Here is a 15,308-nt window from a genome sequence, read left to right on the forward strand (position 1 = left end):
CTCAGCGCCGCAACGCCCGCCAGTCGGCCCTGCGAATGAGCAGGCTGCCGTGAAGGCGGCGCAGTGCATCGCTGCCATCGCGTTCCGGATCCGACCAGCTCCAGTGTTCCACGATCAGGCGGATACGCCGCCCGCCCGCCTGCATGTCGAGTATGGGTGGAAACGGCTCGCCGATTCCTATCGCTTGACCATCCGCCTCCAGCGCGAAGGTGGCGCTTTGCGCACCGACCGTCACCACGATACCGCCTTCGCGCGCCGCCAAGACAATCGGAGGTGGATCACTCGTAACCGATCCGCCGATGCGCTGGTCAGCGTCGGAGACGATGACATCACGAACCATGATGTCATAGCCGGCGAGGTCCATCATCTGACTGTCGTGACGGTGAAATCCCTCGAACCGGCTGATTCGCCGACTGTCCGGGTCGAGGCCAAAATGGCGTGTGTAAACCTGTAGAGTGTCCGCGCTTTCCGCCACGGCGAGCGGTTCGCCCACCGTTCGTTCCACCGCGTCGGCTCTGGTCAGGTAGGTCAGCGCGCCGAGCGCCTGTTGCTCGGCCTCCTCGCGCCCTTCCCGGAATGCGGCGAGCGATGCTTCGAACCGCGACAACTGGCTGCTGACCGAAACCGACTGCGCGCTCCACGGGCCGAAACTTGCCATAATAAGGGCGGTGCACCCGAACAGCAGCAGTAGGCGGTGATCGTTTCGAAAGCGGGCCGAAAGCTGCATCACCGCCCAGACCAGCACGACCAGTCCCGCCAAACCGAGAAGATAGCGCTCTTCGGTCACGCCATAGGCCGCGACTCGTTCATAAAGCGAAACGAACAAAAGGCCCATCGGCCCAACAACGAGCGCCGGCCAGTATCGCATGACGAACCGGCTCGTCGCCGGGCGCTCCTCGCGTTCATGGCCGGCTGTCACGATCAGCGTGCCGAACAGCGTCAGCAGATAGGCCAGCACCATCCAGCCAATCTGGCCCCGCGGCAATTCGCCGGCGATGGCGATCTTTGCCGCATAAGCGTGCAGCACCAGCGTATAGACGATCAGAAGCGGAAATGCGCCGAAATCGAAAAGGGCCAGCGCTGCGCGGTCGAGCAGGATGCGCCCGCCGAGATTCACCTCGCCCCGCTCTGGAATGCGCCCGAGCGCGAAGAGCGGCGCAAGAAACAGTCCGGTCCATATCCATGTTTGTGCGAACATGCGGTCGGGCACCGGCAGGCCGAACAGGTAGCGCAGACTGGCAAGCGTGCCCGACAGTCCGCCGGCGAAAATGAGCAGCGTCAAAACACCGAGCGCCGCGGCAAAGCCGAGGCCGCCGAGCACGACCGGTAAATCATTCCGATCCGACCGGGACGCCGCTGCGGGGATCAGCAGAAGAAGCGCGCCGACAATCATCGCCGGAATATAATCGGCCGATGACTGAACCGACGCGATCGCACCCAACGCCAGAGCGCCGCCTGCCTCTATCAAACGCGCACGGGCGAAGGGCCCGGCCTCGGCAGCCAGCCTCAGAGCCAGACTTGTGAGGGCCGCCACGACGAAAAATGTCGCGCCTTTCTCTGTGAGTGTGTCGTCAAGCAGGTTCGCTTCGTTCAGCGACACCGACAGCGCCAGCCCGAAAAGCGCGGCGATTGTCACGGGAAAGCGCTCCAGTGCGCGCCGCATTCCATCGGCTGCCAGACCGCGCAGACCGGCAAGCGAATGGAAGCCCTGTCGTAGCCATCCCGCCATATCGATCCTCTGGTTAGAAGCGTATGCGCCGGCGAAGTAGCGCCCAATGATGGCGGAACGGCGATAGTTGAAGCGGGGTCCGCACCACTTTTGCACCCTGCCGTTCGGCCTGGCGCAAAAGCAGTTGAGCGCTGGCGAGTGGCAGATAAACCGGACGGGCGTCCGCTCCGAGCGACAGGATGGCCCGGTCGGCCTTTACCAGATGATCGGCGCCAAGAGCCGTCAGGGCCTGGACCGCGCGACCGAGAAAGGCATCGTCATCGGCGCGTAACCAGTCCTCCGCCGAGCCGCCGGCGCTTTCTAGCAGATCGTTCGGAAGTCGCACTTTTCCGGCTCCTCGATCCATCGCAGCGCGGCTCAGGATCTGCGCGATCCCCAGCGCGCAGCCCGCATGGCCGGGCGCATCGGCCGAGATCACCATGGTTGCGGGATCGACGATTTGCAGAAGAAGTTGGAACAACGCACTGCGCGTCTGTCCGCAATAGGCTTCCAGATCGGTTCGGGTATCGAATCGATCCGCATAGAGATCGGCAATGCGTCCATCGAGCATCATGCCAAATCCACTCATCGGCAGATTATGAGCCGAGATCACCTCGACCAGGGCCGACGCCAGCGGGTTACTGCGTCCCTCACCCGCGCGCTCTCCGGACAGGACTTCCCGCCACCATTGCAGGCGGATTTCTCCGGCCATCGGCTCGCTGACGAGACGTGGAATGCGGGCCAGTTCGAGATCGAAAAGATGAAGCGTCGCAAGTGGACGCCGGAACGGCTCGGCCATATAGAGGAGTGCGGCGTAACGTTCCGGATCGGCTTGCCGAAGAGTGTCGAGCGGGTTGAAATCCGCCATCGCTGTCAGTCCACCGCGATCAGCATCGCCGCAACCGCGCGCTCTTCCGCGAGAAGCACATTGTAGGTGCGAACGGCAGCGCCCGTGCTCATCGGATCGGCGGATATCCCGGCTTCGCGGAGAGTGGGCCGCACGTCGCGCGGCAACGGCTTCAGATGGATGCCAGTACCGACCAGGAGGATTTCGATCTCGCCCGCCTCCTGCAGTGCGGCCTTGAAATCGTCCGCCGTGAGTTGCTCGGGATCGACCGGGTTCCAATCGCGAACGCCCGATGGCAGCAGCAGCAGGGAGCCGCGATGGCTCATATCGGCGAAACGGAACCCACCATTGCCATAGGCGTCGATCGGCGGCCGGCCCGGGAAGTGGGCGGGCCGCAACGAGAAAGGACCGCTTTGGCGCCCATCATCCATCCCGATCAGACCTGAGCGCCGGCCGGCGCATTCTCATCGCCGCCCTCTCCCTCACCCTCGGCGACACGGGTCCCGCGCAGCTTGAAGAGGATCAGTAGCGGCGATGCGATAAAGATCGACGAATAGGTACCGATGAAGACGCCGACGATCATCGCCGCCGTGAAGGAGCGGATCACTTCGCCACCGAACATGAAGAGCGCGCCCAGGGCCAGAAGCGTCGTGACCGAGGTCAGCACCGTGCGCGGCAGCATTTCGTTGATCGAAAGGTCGAGCAGCTCCGGCAATGGCATCTTCCGGTATTTTCGCAGATTCTCGCGAATACGGTCATAGACCACCACCGTATCGTTCAATGAGTAACCGACAATGGTCAGGATGGCGGCGATCGAGGAGACGTTGAACTCGATTCCAGTCAGAACGAAGAACCCGATCGTCATGATGACATCGTGCATCGTCGCGATGATAGCGCCGACGGCGAACTGCCATTCGAAACGGAACCAGATGTAGAGCAGGATCGCCAGGAGCGACACGGCGACGCCGATCGTGCCGGCTCGCGCCAGCTCGGAACTGATGGTCGGGCCAACCACCTCCGTGCGGCGGAAATCGTAGTCGTCCCGCAATTCGTCCTGCACTTTGGTCGCGGCGCTCTGTTCGGCATTGTCGCCTGCATCCTGCGCACCGACCCGGATCAGCACTTCGCGCTCCGAGCCGAAGGACTGGACCTGCACGTCGCCGAGATTGAGATCGGAAAGGCGGCTGCGAATATCGCCGATATCGGCCTGCTGCTCCTTGGATTGAACCTCAATCAGGGTGCCGCCCTTGAAATCGATGCCGAGATTCATGCCGATAGCAAGAAAGCCGGTCAACGCGATGATCGAGACCAGCGCCGACGCGGTGAAGGTGATCCGCCGCAGCCACATGAAGGGCGCCCTCGTGCCGTCCGGCACCAGTCGAACGGGCGCGCGGGGCAGTTCCTTGGCCCGTGTCCGCTTGTACCAGAAACCGACCATCCAACGGGTCAGCGTAAAGGCCGTGAAGACGGTGGTAATGATACCGATGGCGAGTGTTACCGCAAATCCGCGAACCGGACCGGTTCCCAGATAGAACAGGATGACGGCGGCGATCAGCGTGGTCAGGTTGGCGTCCACGATCGTATTGAGTGCGCGGTCGAAGCCCGTCTCGATGGCGTTGAGCAGTTTACGTCCGCTACGGCGTTCCTCACGGATTCGCTCATAGATCAGAACGTTGGAATCGACCGCCATGCCGACCGTCAACACGATGCCGGCAATGCCCGGCAGCGTCAGCGTAGCGCCAAGGAAGGTCAGGATCGCAATCAGCAGAACGATATTGGCGGTCAGCGCGATATTGGCGATCAGTCCGAGCGTGCCATAGGCCAAGAACATGAAGCCGATCACGAGAATGGAACCGATAATCGAAGCGGTCACGCCTGCATCGATGGAGTCCTGACCGAGGCCGGGCCCGACCGTCCGTTCTTCCACAATGCTGAGTGTGGCCGGCAGCGCACCCGCCCGCAGCAGTACGGCCAGGTCCTTGGCCGAATCGGTTGTGAAACTGCCGGAGATTTGCCCGGAGCCGCCGGTGATCGGCTCGCGGATGACCGGGGCGGAGATCACAGCCTCATCGAGAACGATGGCAAACGGGCGCCCAACATTTTGCTGCGTTGCCTGACCGAAACGAACCGCGCCGCGATTGTCGAAGCGGAAGGAAACCACGGCTTCGCCCGTCCGCTGGTCGAAGGTCGGCTGCGCATCGACGAGGTTTTCACCCGAGACGATAACGCGATCCTCGATCAGGTAGGGAATGGGCGGATCGTCCGTTGAATACATGATCGTCGTGCCGGCTGGCGGACGCCCGTCGATCGCTTCCTGTACCGGCGTCGAATTATCCACCATCTGGAAGGTCAGCTGTGCCGTCTGTCCGAGGAGGTTCTTGAGACGCTCCGGATCGCCGAGGCCCGGCACCTGAACCAGAATACGGTCATCGCCCTGACGCTGGATGATCGGCTCGGTCGTGCCAAGCTCGTTGACGCGGCGGCCGACCACTTCCACCGATTGGGTCAGCGCCGAAGAGACGCGGTAGGTCAGCCCCTGATCGGTCAGCGAAAGGCGGATCAGGCCGTTCTGGCCTTCCTCCATCTCCACTTCGGTCAACTGCCCGCCGGAAAACAGGCCGGCGGAGATCGGCGCCAGCGTGTCCGAAAGCGCTTCGCGTGCCGCATCCATCTGCGAAGAATCGCGCAGGCGAAGCTGGACCGCGTTGCCATTCAACGCCAGACCCGTATAGCCGATCCGCTCGCCGCGCAGCGCACTACGCGCTTCGTCGCGGATGGCCTTCAACCGGTTTTCACGAATTTCATTCGTGTCGATCTGCAGCAGGATATGTGAGCCGCCCTGCAGGTCGAGGCCGAGCGTCATCTGACGGGTCGGCATGAAGTCCGGCAGCGCATCAAGCGTCGAGCGCGAAAAGAGGTTGGGCAGGGCAATGATGACGCCGACCAGAACGGTCAACCAGATCAGAATCGTCTTCCAACGGGCGAAATGCAGCATGGCGGGTCCGGCGTCTTGTTTTGACTTGCCCGCCGTTCTGGCGGTGCAAGGCGGCAGGGATTGGGCGAATGGGCGGCATATGCCGCCCGGCCAGCGCGCTATTTCGTATTCGCGGGAACCGGCTCGCCCTTCACGCGGACGTCAAGAACGCTGGAACGCAGAACCTTGACGCGTGTATCGGCTGCGATTTCCACTTCAAGCTCGGTCTCGTCCGCCTTGATGACCTTACCGATAATGCCGCCGCCGGTCACCACCGTATCGCCGCGCCGAACCGCCGAGAGCATCTCATCGCGCCGCTTGGCTGCGGTGCGCTGTGGACGGATGATGAGGAAGTACATCACCACGAAGATGAGTATGAAAGGCAGGAACTGCAAAAAGGCGTCTCCGGTACCGGCCGCGCCGGTCCCCTGGGCAAAGGCGGGGGTTACGAACATAAAAGAGCTCCTGCGGAAGATTCGGGTTGAGGAGGCGGCCAATCCGCCTTTCGAAACGCGCGCGAAATATAGGACTTTGCGCCTTCGGCGCAACCGTGGCACATGACGACGGCGTTGGTGAAAGGGTCCAATGCCTTTTCCAGAGCCGGAGAGCAAGCATCGATGAGCGATAATTCGGCATTGGCCAGAGAGATGAGCGCCATCCGCGAGGCTCTGGAACGGCTCGCGCCCGCCCCGCCCATGACGTTCGATGTCGCGGCTGCGCCGGCCTTCGTCTGGCAGCCCGACCCGTTTCCCGGCTGGCTGGAACCGGTGGGCCAGGTGGCTCGCGTGCCGATCGGCCTGATCCGGGGGGTCGACGCGAGCCGCGATCGCCTTCTCGATAATACGAGGCGTTTCGCCACCGGTCTTCCCGCCAACAATGCGTTGTTATGGGGTGCGCGCGGCATGGGAAAATCGTCGCTGGTCAAGGCCGTCCATGCCGAATGTGCGGACCAGCCCGGCATGGACGCGCCGTTGAAACTGGTCGAGATCAATCGCGACGATATCGAGACGCTGCCTCGCCTTCTGGCAACGCTGAAGAAGGCCCCGGCGCGATTCATCCTGTTCTGCGACGATCTGTCGTTCGACCGGGACGACACTTCCTACAAATCGCTCAAGGCCGCGCTCGATGGCGGTATCGAGGGTCGGCCGGAGAATGTGCTTTTCTATGCCACATCGAACCGCCGACACCTTCTGCCGCGCGACATGATCGACAATGAGCGCGCAACCGCCATCAATCCGGGTGAGGCCATCGAGGAGAAGGTATCACTATCGGATCGCTTCGGCCTTTGGCTCGGCTTCCACAAATCCAGCCAGGACGACTATCTGGAAATGGTCCGCGGCTATGCGGCGCATTTCGCCCTGCCGCTGGGTGCCGAAGACCTGCGAAAGCGGGCACTGCAATGGGCGGCGGAACGCGGAAGCCGCTCGGGCCGCACTGCCTGGCAATTCATTCAGGACATCGCCGGAGAGCTTGGACACCGGCTGGACATATAGGAAAAGGCCGGCGACAAAGCCGGCCTCCCTGTTTTCGTCATCGAGCGTAATGCGTTATTCCAGCCATTTCTTCGGATCGACCGGGTTGGACTTCTTGCGCACTTCGAAATGGACTTGCGGCGCACTAGCGTTGCCGGTGGTGCCGGCGCGTGCGATCTGCTGGCCGCGGGCGACCTTGTCGCCTTTCTTGACCGACAGTTCGGACGCATTGCCGTAAACGGTGGTGGTGCCATCGGCATGCTGAATCAATACCGTGTTGCCAAGATCCTTCAACCCGCTGCCGGCATAGACGACGACGCCGTTTTCAGCAGCCTTGACCGGCGTTCCCATCGGCACTGCGATGTCGATACCTGAACTGCCGTTGCCGAACCCACGGATGACCCGACCCTTGGCCGGCCAACGCAGTTTGGAAACACCGGTGGCTTTGGGCGCATCCTTGGTTTTCTCAGCGGCTTTGGCCAGTGTCTTCGCCTTGTCGGCCTTCGGCTTCTGATAACTCGGCAACGTCTGTGTAGAGGACTTCTTGTCACCATGCTTGGCCGTCACCGGGCCGGTTGCGATCGGATCGACTGAACGCGCAGCGATGGCCGATCCGGCAGATGCGACTTCCCGGCCGGGAAGACGCAGGGTCTGGCCGATGCGAATCGTATCGCTGGACATGCGGTTGGCGGCCTTCAGGGCCGAAACGCTGGTTCCGGCACGTCGTGCGATACCGGCGAGCGTGTCGCCCGCCACAACCTTGTACACGCCTTCGCCAGTCGTAGCGGCTGGCTTTGCCTGCTGCGCTGCTGGTGTTGGCGACGTGGCATTGGTCGAAGTGGCGACAGACTGGCCGAAGCGCGGAATGATGAGCGTCTGCCCGGCACGAACGGCCGATGCGTCGCTAATTCCATTGGCTTTCTCAATGGCTTCCACCGGCACGCCATAGCGCCGGGAAATGCTGTAGACGGTCTCGCCATGGCCGAGCGTGACACGGGTGCCCTCGCCATTCCAGTCGGTCTTGGCGCGTTGCGGCATGGGCTGCCGGGCTGGCGCAGCACTGCTTCGAGAAGACGATGCCGGCGGAAGGGGCGCGCTGATGACGGCTGGGCGGACCGATCCGGTCGTGACCCGATCGGCGGCGTTGCTGGGGGGCGCCAGAAGCGGAGCGCCCCCGGAGACGGCAGCATTGCCACTGTTCAACTGGCGGCGATCATAGACAGGCGCTGCGCCGCTGCGCGGATAGGCTGAGGCCGAGGGCGCGGCCACGGCGTAGTTTGGCGCACCGGAAGCGCCGACATCCTGCTGCGGCCGGACGGCACGGCCCACACCCGCGCCCTGCCCGCCAATGGAGCCGGTGCTGATCGTATCGACATTGGAGGCTTGCGGAACGGCGCTGTTGTAGAAGCCATCCTGACCGAAACGGAGCGCATCGGTGCTGCAGCCGGCCAGAAGACCCGCAACGAGAAGAAGCGCCACGCGTCTCCCGTGTCCGGGATGGTTGCGCCGCGTTGTTGAAACGTCACTCCGCATGAAACACCTGCCTTATACTCAAACGCGTACTGCAGGCATTAGAACCTATTAATCTTACTGGCCCGTTAAATGCTAAAGATAGAAGGCCTTCTGTTCTGCCAGAGGTTGCATTCTGGCCTCGGCAAAATCGGTGCGTTCGAACCGACTGCCGATTTTCTCCAGCTTGACGACGCTCTGCGGCTCGTCCGGCAGGCCGATGGTAACGATAGCAACGCCACCGCCGCAGAGCCAACCGGCCAGATGGCCCGGCAACCGGTCGAACGCCGCCCAGACGACAATACGGTCGAACGGCCCTTCTTCCGGCTCCAACGCGTCGAACGCGTTGCCGTGGCGGATAATTGCATGGTCGAAACCGAGCCGTTTCATCTGTTCGGAAGCGGACGCCGCCAAAGTGCGGTATCGCTCGATCGACAGCATCCTGTCCGCCTGGGCGGCGAGCACCGCGGCGCTGAAGCCGCTGCCCGTACCGATCTCCAGCAGGCGCTGTCCCGGCTTGAGGTCCAGCGCGGACAGAAGAGCGATCTGAAGATCCGGACTCTCCAGCGTCTGTCCACATTCGATGGGAATAGAGCGCGGCGACCAGACGGCGTCGCGGTGAGCCGCATCGACGAAGTGCGGGCGGCCCGCTCGCTCGAAGGCGGAGACGAGATCGGGATCGGTAATGCCGTTTTCACGCGCTCTCAGCGCGAACGCCGCAAACCCCTCGCTCATCATCAGCCGAGACGATCTCTCAGCGCATGGAGCGTTTCGTCATCGGTGAGGTTCAACTTCAAGGCCGAGACTGAGATGCGGTTCTCACGCAGCGCCTGAATATCGGTCCCCTGCTGCTGCTCGGCCTTCTCTCGCCCGAAGCGGATCCAGTAATAGGGAAAGCCACGCCCATCCGCCCGTTCCTCGATACCGGTGGAGTGCATCATGCGACCCTGGCGCGTGACCTCCACGCCTTCGACCTCGCGCGCCGGGCATTTCGGAAAATTGATGTTGATGAGCGTGCCGTCGGGAAGTTCCATATCGACCAGCTTGCGCAACACGCCCGGCCCATGCTCTTCCGCCGGCTCATAGGAAACGGTGCGCTGCTTTTCGCCATCCCAATTATAGGCCTGGCTGAGCGCAATCGACCGAATCCCCATCAGCGTGCCTTCGATCGCCCCGGCGACGGTACCGGAATAGGTCACGTCATCGGCGATGTTGACCCCCGAATTGATGCCGGAAAGGATGAGATCGGGCGGGCGGTCCAGAATGTGCTTCACGGCCATGATCACGCAGTCGGTCGGCGTGCCCTGCACGGCGAAGCGCTTGTCCGCGATCTGACGCATGCGCAGAGGATGCGACAGGGTGAAAGAGTGCGAAAGGCCGGACTGATCGGTCTCCGGCGCGACCGTCCACACATCGTCGGACAGGGCAGCCGCAATCCGTTCGAGAGCTGTCAGTCCTTCGGAATGAATGCCGTCATCATTGGTCAGAAGAATGCGCATCGTGTCCTCATTATTCACGGCAGGCTCGTTAAACCTCAGCCTGAAATTTTCCTCTCAGACCGTTGGCGATACTTAACCTTCAGGTTTCTCTATCCGGTCGATCCCTCCCATATAGGGTTTCAGCGCCTCGGGCACGGTGATCGAGCCGTCTTCGTTCTGATAGGTCTCCATTACCGCGATCAGCGCCCGCCCGACCGCAACGCCGGAACCGTTCAGCGTATGGACGAACTGTGTCTGCTTCTCGCCGGCCGCGCGATAGCGCGCATTCATACGCCGACCCTGAAAATCACCGCAGAGCGAGCAGGAAGAGATTTCGCGATAGGCGCCCTGGCCCGGCAGCCACACCTCGATATCGTAGGTCTTGCGCGCGCCAAATCCCATATCGCCCGTGCACAGCACCACGGTACGGAAATGCAGCCCGAGCCGTTCCAGCACCGTTTCGGCGCATTTCGTCATGCGCTCCAGCTCTGCCTCGCTGCTGTCCGCATCGGTCACGGAAACCATCTCGACCTTGTAGAACTGGTGCTGACGCAGATAACCGCGCGTATCACGCCCTGCCGATCCGGCCTCGGAACGGAAACAGGCAGTCAACGCCGTATAGCGACGCGGCAGATAGTCATGATCGACGATCGCACCGCTGACGATGTTGGTCAGCGAAACCTCGGCCGTCGGAATAAGCCAGCGATCGTCGGTCGTACGAAAGGAATCCTCGGCGAATTTCGGTAATTGCCCGGTACCGTAGAGCGCCTCGTCACGAACCAGAAGCGGTGGCTGCACTTCGGTATAGCTATGCTCGCCCGTATGCGTATCGAGGAAGAACTGGCCGAGCGCCCGTTCCAGCCGCGCCAGCGGGCCGGAGAGCAAAGTGAAGCGCGCCCCGCTCATCTTCGCCGCCGTTTCGGCATCCATCATGCCCAGCGCTTCGCCGAGTTCGAAATGCTCCTTTGGCGTGAAAGGGTAGTCGTGCTTCTCGCCGACCTTGCGAATTTCGACATTGTCGCTTTCGTCGGCGCCGACCGGCACATCCGGCAGCGGCACATTGGGTAGTGTGGCCAGAAGATCGTTCAACTCGGCATCGAGTTCGCGCGCTCGGGCTTCGCCGGCCTGCAGATCGCTCTTGAGCGTCGAGACTTCAGTCTTCAGCGCCTCGGCCTTCTCCGTATCGCCCTGCCCCATCGCCTGGCCGATCTGCTTGGAAGCCGCATTGCGCCGCTCCTGCATCTCGTTCAGCCTCGTCTGATGAGCGCGGCGATCGGCGTCGAGGTCCAGGATTTCGAGCGCTTTTGGCTCTGCGCCACGGGCCTTCAGCGCCTGGTCAAGTTCGTCGGGATTCTGGCGAATCCATTTGATGTCGAGCATGAAAACGGCTCTCGAAAAGTGGTGGAGTCGATTGCTGAAATAGTCAGCGTGTCTCTTGCCATGGCTTCGCGAGAAAGAAAACCGGGCATTTGGCAGCCTCTTGCCCGGACAAAAACCGCTCAGCCTTCGGCTTCTTCGCTCTGTGCTGGCGGACGCTCCACCCGACGCGCCATGAAGATCGCGATCTCGTAGAGAAGGATGGTTGGCAGGGCGAGGCCGATCTGGCTGATGGGATCGGGCGGCGTCAGAATGGCGGCGGCGACGAAGGCCAGCACGATCGCATATTTGCGCTTATCCTTCAGGCCTTGGGACGTCACCATCCCGACGCGCGCCATCAATGTGGTCGCCACGGGAAGCTGGAAGACCAGCCCGAATGCGAAGATCAGCGTCATGCAGAGGCTGAGATATTCCGACACTTTGGGAAGAAGCGAAATCTCCACCTGTGCGGCGGTGCCCATCTGCTCCTGGCTCAGGAAAAACCACATCACCATGGGCATGGTGAAGAAATAGACCAGCGCCGCGCCGCAAAGAAACAGGACCGGTGAGGCCATCAGAAACGGAAGGAAGGCCGAACGCTCGTTCTTGTAGAGACCTGGAGCCACGAACTTCCATATCTGCGCGGCTATGAGCGGAAACGCCAGCACGAAGCCGCCGAACATGGCGATCTTCAACTGCGTGAAGAAGAACTCCTGCGGCGCGGTATAGATCAGTTCGATCTGGCGGTTGTCGAGCCCGGCCCACTCCACAGCCCAGCGGAAGGGCTGGACCAGAAAATTGAACAACGGCTTGGCGAAATAGAAACTGATCAGAAAGGCGATGAAGAAGCCACCGACCGCCCACATGAGTCGCTGGCGCAATTCGATCAGATGCTCGATCAGCGGAGCGCTGGACGATTCGACCTCGTCGTCCTCTTTGAACGTGCTCACGACTGGCCCTCTTCAGCCGTCTTCGGCTTGGCTTTGCCGGCGGCACTGGCGCCTTCCGGCGGCGCTATCGGCGCAGTCGATTCCGGCGCGGGCGTATCGTCGTCGCCAGAACCCGCTCCCTTTACAGGTGCGGCCGGCTCCACCTGATCGGAAGCTGGTTTCGCCGCCTTCGAAGAATCCTTCGCGTTGGCCGCGCCTTTGAGATCGGTCTCCATCTTGCGGCCGATCTTGTCGAGCGAAGACAGTTCGCGGCGAATGGCGTTTTTAGGATTGAGCGAGCGGGCGGTGTCGACGAGGTCCTTGACGTCGTCGAGCTCGGCTTCCTTCAACGCCTCGTCGAACTGCTTGCGGAAATCGCCGGCCATGGAGCGTACCTTCGAGGTGGTGCGCCCGAAGGTGCGCAGCATGCGCGGCAGATCCTTGGGTCCGACCACAACGATCAGGACGACCGTAACGACCAGCAGTTCTGGCCAGCCAATATCAAGCATCAGACTTCAGCACTCCGAAGGCCGCCTGGCAGACACGCCGGAAATCAGGCCTTGCGGTCTTCCGAAGTCGGTTCGTTGTCGATTGTCGTTCCGGTCGCATCGCGGCGATGCTCGACGGAGGCTTTTTCGCTCTCATCGTCGCTCATGCCCTTTTTGAAGTTCTTTATGCCTTTGGCGACATCGCCCATCAGTTCCGGGATCTTGCCGCGGCCGAATAGCAGCAGAACGACAGCCAGAACAATAAGCCAATGCCAGATCGAAAACGTACCCATGATCTCTTCCTCAATCCCCGGCGTTCTTGTTTGGATGTAGGCCTAGTCCGACGGCGATGCAAACACAAGAACGTCAGAAAGACGAACCGACAGGCGAACATTTTTTACGCCCGCTTCGAGATGCCCCTCGCGAATGGTGGCCCGCACCGTCTGCTCTGCGCCGGAAATCGCCAGTTCCAGCACCTCCGTCACTCCCAGAAATCGCCGGCGGACCACGCGCGCTTCGATCTCACCATGTTCTGACGAAACCCCGATTCCCACGAGACGGATCGCAACCTTGACGCGGGCGCCGGGCGCAAAGCCCGGGGCAGCAATGCGGCCAAGCGTGGTTTCGACCGCACCATCCTCGACCGTTCCGCGGAAGATATTGACTTCGCTGAAGAAACGCGCGGTGAATAGATCGACCGGCTGATGATAGAGTTGCTGGGCCGTGCCGACCTGCACCACCCGCCCATCCTTCAGAAGGGCAATGCGATCGGCGATCCGCATGGCCTCTTCGGCATCATGCGTCACGATGATCGCCGTGGTGCGGCTCTGTCGCAGGATAGCGAGCGTTTCGGCCCGCACCGCATCCTTGAGGCGGGAATCCAGCCCGGAGAACGGCTCATCCATGAGGAGAACGGCGGGGCGGGGCGCGAGCGCGCGGGCCAGCGCCACCCGTTGCTGCTGCCCGCCGGACAGTTCGTGCGGATAAGCATCCATCTTGTCGCCAAGCCCAACGCGCGAAAGTGCGTTTTTGGCTTCCGCAATACCGTCCTTGCGGCTGAGCTCCGTCAGGCCGAAGCGCGTATTGTCCAGAAGCGTGAGATGCGGGAAGAGCGCGAAATCCTGGAAGACAAGACCGATAGAGCGCTTTTCCGGCGGCAGGAAAACCGACGGCCCGGCAATTTCCCGATCGTTCAGGAGAACACGGCCGGCCTGCTGCGGCTCGATGCCGGCCGCAATCCGCAACAGGGTCGATTTTCCTGAACCGGACGGCCCCAAAAGGCAGAGGACTTCGCCGGCTTCGGCAACCAGGCTCACATCGTCCAGAACCGCTTTGTCGTCATAGGCGTGATCGATATGCTCGAACGCCAGCCGCGCCGCAAAGCTGACGCCGACCGATGTACGCGGATCGTCTCTGTTTTTTCGCGGCAAGGACATGGGGTCCCGGGTTTCTGATGCTGTGGGCCACCCGTGAAGCATCGGGCCGCTGGGCCGTCAACAGCGGCGCGGCCAAAACTCCGTTCCGATCAGGCGAAAACGCCCATCAGTTCGGAAAACTGTTTGCGGCAGGCCATCTCGTCGGCACGGTCGTCCCGGGCAAGCAGTTTCAGGGCCCGTTCCGCTCTCTCGGCAATCTGACCCGTCACGGCTGGCGTTCGACTGGCAAGTTCCCGCATCTCACGCATGTTTCCGTTGCAGTGAAGCGCCATATCGCACCCGGCGGCGAAAACGGCTTCGGCTCTTTCGGCATAGGTGCCGCTCATGGCATCCATGCAAAGGTCGTCGCTCATCAGAAGACCGTCAAAGCCGATTTCGCCACGGATGATTTCATTGACGACGAAGGGCGATGTCGTTGCCGGGCGGTCGGCGTCCAGCGCTTTGTAGATCACATGCGCCGTCATCCCCATGACAGCTTCGTTCAGGCCTCGAAACGGCGCGAAGTCCTGTTCGAGTTCGTCTCGGGAGGCTTGGACGACCGGTAGTTCGACATGGCTGTCCGCGCCAGCGCGCCCATGGCCGGGAATATGCTTGACGACAGGTAGAACGCCGCCATCCAGCAGGCCCTGCATGACCGCACGGCCGATGGCCTCGACCTGTTCGGGCCGCCTTCCATAGGCGCGGTCGCCGATAATGTCGTGAGCACCGGCCACCGGCACATCGAGGATCGGTAGGCAATCGGCGTTGATGCCGTATCGCTTGAGGTCGAAAGCATGAAGCCGCGCCAGGAGCCAGGCGGCGCGTAAGCCCTCGTCACGATTCCGCGCATACACTTCGCCAATCGCGGCGCCCGTTGGATAATCGGGTGCGAGCGGCGGTCTCAGGCGCTGAACGCGTCCGCCTTCCTGATCGATGAAGACCGGCATGTCCGCTTGGCCGACGCAATCTCGAACCGAAGCCACAAGGTCGGTCAACTGGTCCGCCCCGCCGATATTGCGCGAGAAGACGATGAAACCCCATGGCCGCTCATCGCGGAAGAAGGCGATCTCATCGTCACTCAGCGCGAGCCCGGCAGCACCGACGATCATGGCTTTCGATTCGGTCATGAGAG

At 62.0% G+C, this 15,308-nt stretch carries 15 protein-coding genes; 1 reads left to right on the top strand and 14 read right to left on the bottom strand.

The annotated features are described in order from the left end of the window. Nucleotide 1: 1 nt before the first annotated feature. From B7H23_RS08545 to yajC, 5 genes are all read right to left on the bottom strand, one after another. Entirely contained in the window at nucleotides 2-1,729 is a 1,728-nt protein-coding gene (locus B7H23_RS08545; RefSeq protein WP_094077039.1) for a DUF4153 domain-containing protein, read from the bottom strand. A 13-nt stretch (nucleotides 1,730-1,742) separates the two neighbouring features. Next, the gene (locus B7H23_RS08550; RefSeq protein WP_094077040.1) at nucleotides 1,743-2,576 is read right to left on the bottom strand and encodes a phytoene/squalene synthase family protein; all 834 of its coding nucleotides are present in this window, start codon (nucleotides 2,574-2,576) and stop codon (nucleotides 1,743-1,745) included. Between the two features lie 5 nt (nucleotides 2,577-2,581). Further along, a complete protein-coding gene (locus B7H23_RS08555) occupies nucleotides 2,582-2,986 on the bottom strand; it encodes an Mth938-like domain-containing protein (protein ID WP_094077041.1) in 405 nt (134 codons plus the stop codon). 5 nt (nucleotides 2,987-2,991) lie between these two features. After that, nucleotides 2,992-5,550 (bottom strand): protein translocase subunit SecDF, encoded by a 2,559-nt coding sequence (secDF, locus tag B7H23_RS08560; RefSeq protein ID WP_094077042.1) that lies wholly within the window; start codon nucleotides 5,548-5,550, stop codon nucleotides 2,992-2,994. A 98-nt stretch (nucleotides 5,551-5,648) separates the two neighbouring features. Then, complete coding sequence (gene yajC / locus B7H23_RS08565) at nucleotides 5,649-5,984, bottom strand: preprotein translocase subunit YajC (protein WP_094077043.1); 336 nt, start codon at nucleotides 5,982-5,984, stop codon at nucleotides 5,649-5,651. 162 nt (nucleotides 5,985-6,146) lie between these two features. Between yajC and B7H23_RS08570 the strand changes: the two genes are divergently transcribed. Next, nucleotides 6,147-7,022: an ATP-binding protein gene (locus B7H23_RS08570; protein WP_094077044.1), complete on the top strand. Its 876-nt coding sequence runs from the start codon at nucleotides 6,147-6,149 to the stop codon at nucleotides 7,020-7,022. A 54-nt stretch (nucleotides 7,023-7,076) separates the two neighbouring features. On the opposite strand, the gene B7H23_RS08575 is transcribed toward B7H23_RS08570, so the two are convergent. The 9 genes from B7H23_RS08575 to nagZ form a co-directional block, all read right to left on the bottom strand. Beyond that, nucleotides 7,077-8,480: a peptidoglycan DD-metalloendopeptidase family protein gene (locus B7H23_RS08575; RefSeq protein ID WP_158215794.1), complete on the bottom strand. Its 1,404-nt coding sequence runs from the start codon at nucleotides 8,478-8,480 to the stop codon at nucleotides 7,077-7,079. A 126-nt stretch (nucleotides 8,481-8,606) separates the two neighbouring features. Then, entirely contained in the window at nucleotides 8,607-9,248 is a 642-nt protein-coding gene (locus tag B7H23_RS08580) for a class I SAM-dependent methyltransferase (RefSeq protein ID WP_094077046.1), read from the bottom strand. Further along, nucleotides 9,248-10,009 carry a 5'/3'-nucleotidase SurE gene (surE, locus tag B7H23_RS08585; RefSeq protein ID WP_094077047.1) on the bottom strand — a complete coding sequence of 254 codons (762 nt, stop codon included), beginning with the start codon at nucleotides 10,007-10,009 and terminating at the stop codon, nucleotides 9,248-9,250. The genes B7H23_RS08580 and surE overlap by 1 nt, the downstream gene beginning before the upstream one ends. Nucleotides 10,010-10,081: 72 nt before the next feature. Next, nucleotides 10,082-11,368, bottom strand: a complete 1,287-nt coding sequence (gene serS / locus B7H23_RS08590) for a serine--tRNA ligase (RefSeq protein ID WP_094077048.1) — start codon at nucleotides 11,366-11,368, stop codon at nucleotides 10,082-10,084. Nucleotides 11,369-11,487: 119 nt separating this feature from the next. After that, the gene (tatC, locus tag B7H23_RS08595; RefSeq protein WP_240535032.1) at nucleotides 11,488-12,294 is read right to left on the bottom strand and encodes a twin-arginine translocase subunit TatC; all 807 of its coding nucleotides are present in this window, start codon (nucleotides 12,292-12,294) and stop codon (nucleotides 11,488-11,490) included. After that, nucleotides 12,291-12,782, bottom strand: a complete 492-nt coding sequence (tatB, locus tag B7H23_RS08600; RefSeq protein WP_094077049.1) for a Sec-independent protein translocase protein TatB — start codon at nucleotides 12,780-12,782, stop codon at nucleotides 12,291-12,293. The genes tatC and tatB overlap by 4 nt, the downstream gene beginning before the upstream one ends. A 44-nt stretch (nucleotides 12,783-12,826) precedes the next feature. Continuing rightward, nucleotides 12,827-13,054 (bottom strand): twin-arginine translocase TatA/TatE family subunit, encoded by a 228-nt coding sequence (locus tag B7H23_RS08605; protein WP_094077050.1) that lies wholly within the window; start codon nucleotides 13,052-13,054, stop codon nucleotides 12,827-12,829. Nucleotides 13,055-13,096: 42 nt separating this feature from the next. Beyond that, entirely contained in the window at nucleotides 13,097-14,197 is a 1,101-nt protein-coding gene (locus B7H23_RS08610; protein WP_094077051.1) for an ABC transporter ATP-binding protein, read from the bottom strand. A gap of 89 nt (nucleotides 14,198-14,286) precedes the next feature. Continuing rightward, nucleotides 14,287-15,303, bottom strand: coding sequence for a beta-N-acetylhexosaminidase (gene nagZ / locus B7H23_RS08615; protein ID WP_094077672.1), 1,017 nt, complete (start codon nucleotides 15,301-15,303; stop codon nucleotides 14,287-14,289). Nucleotides 15,304-15,308: the final 5 nt, after the last annotated feature.

The organism is Notoacmeibacter marinus (assembly GCF_002238045.1).
Classification (GTDB): Bacteria; Pseudomonadota; Alphaproteobacteria; order Rhizobiales; family Rhizobiaceae; genus Notoacmeibacter; species Notoacmeibacter marinus.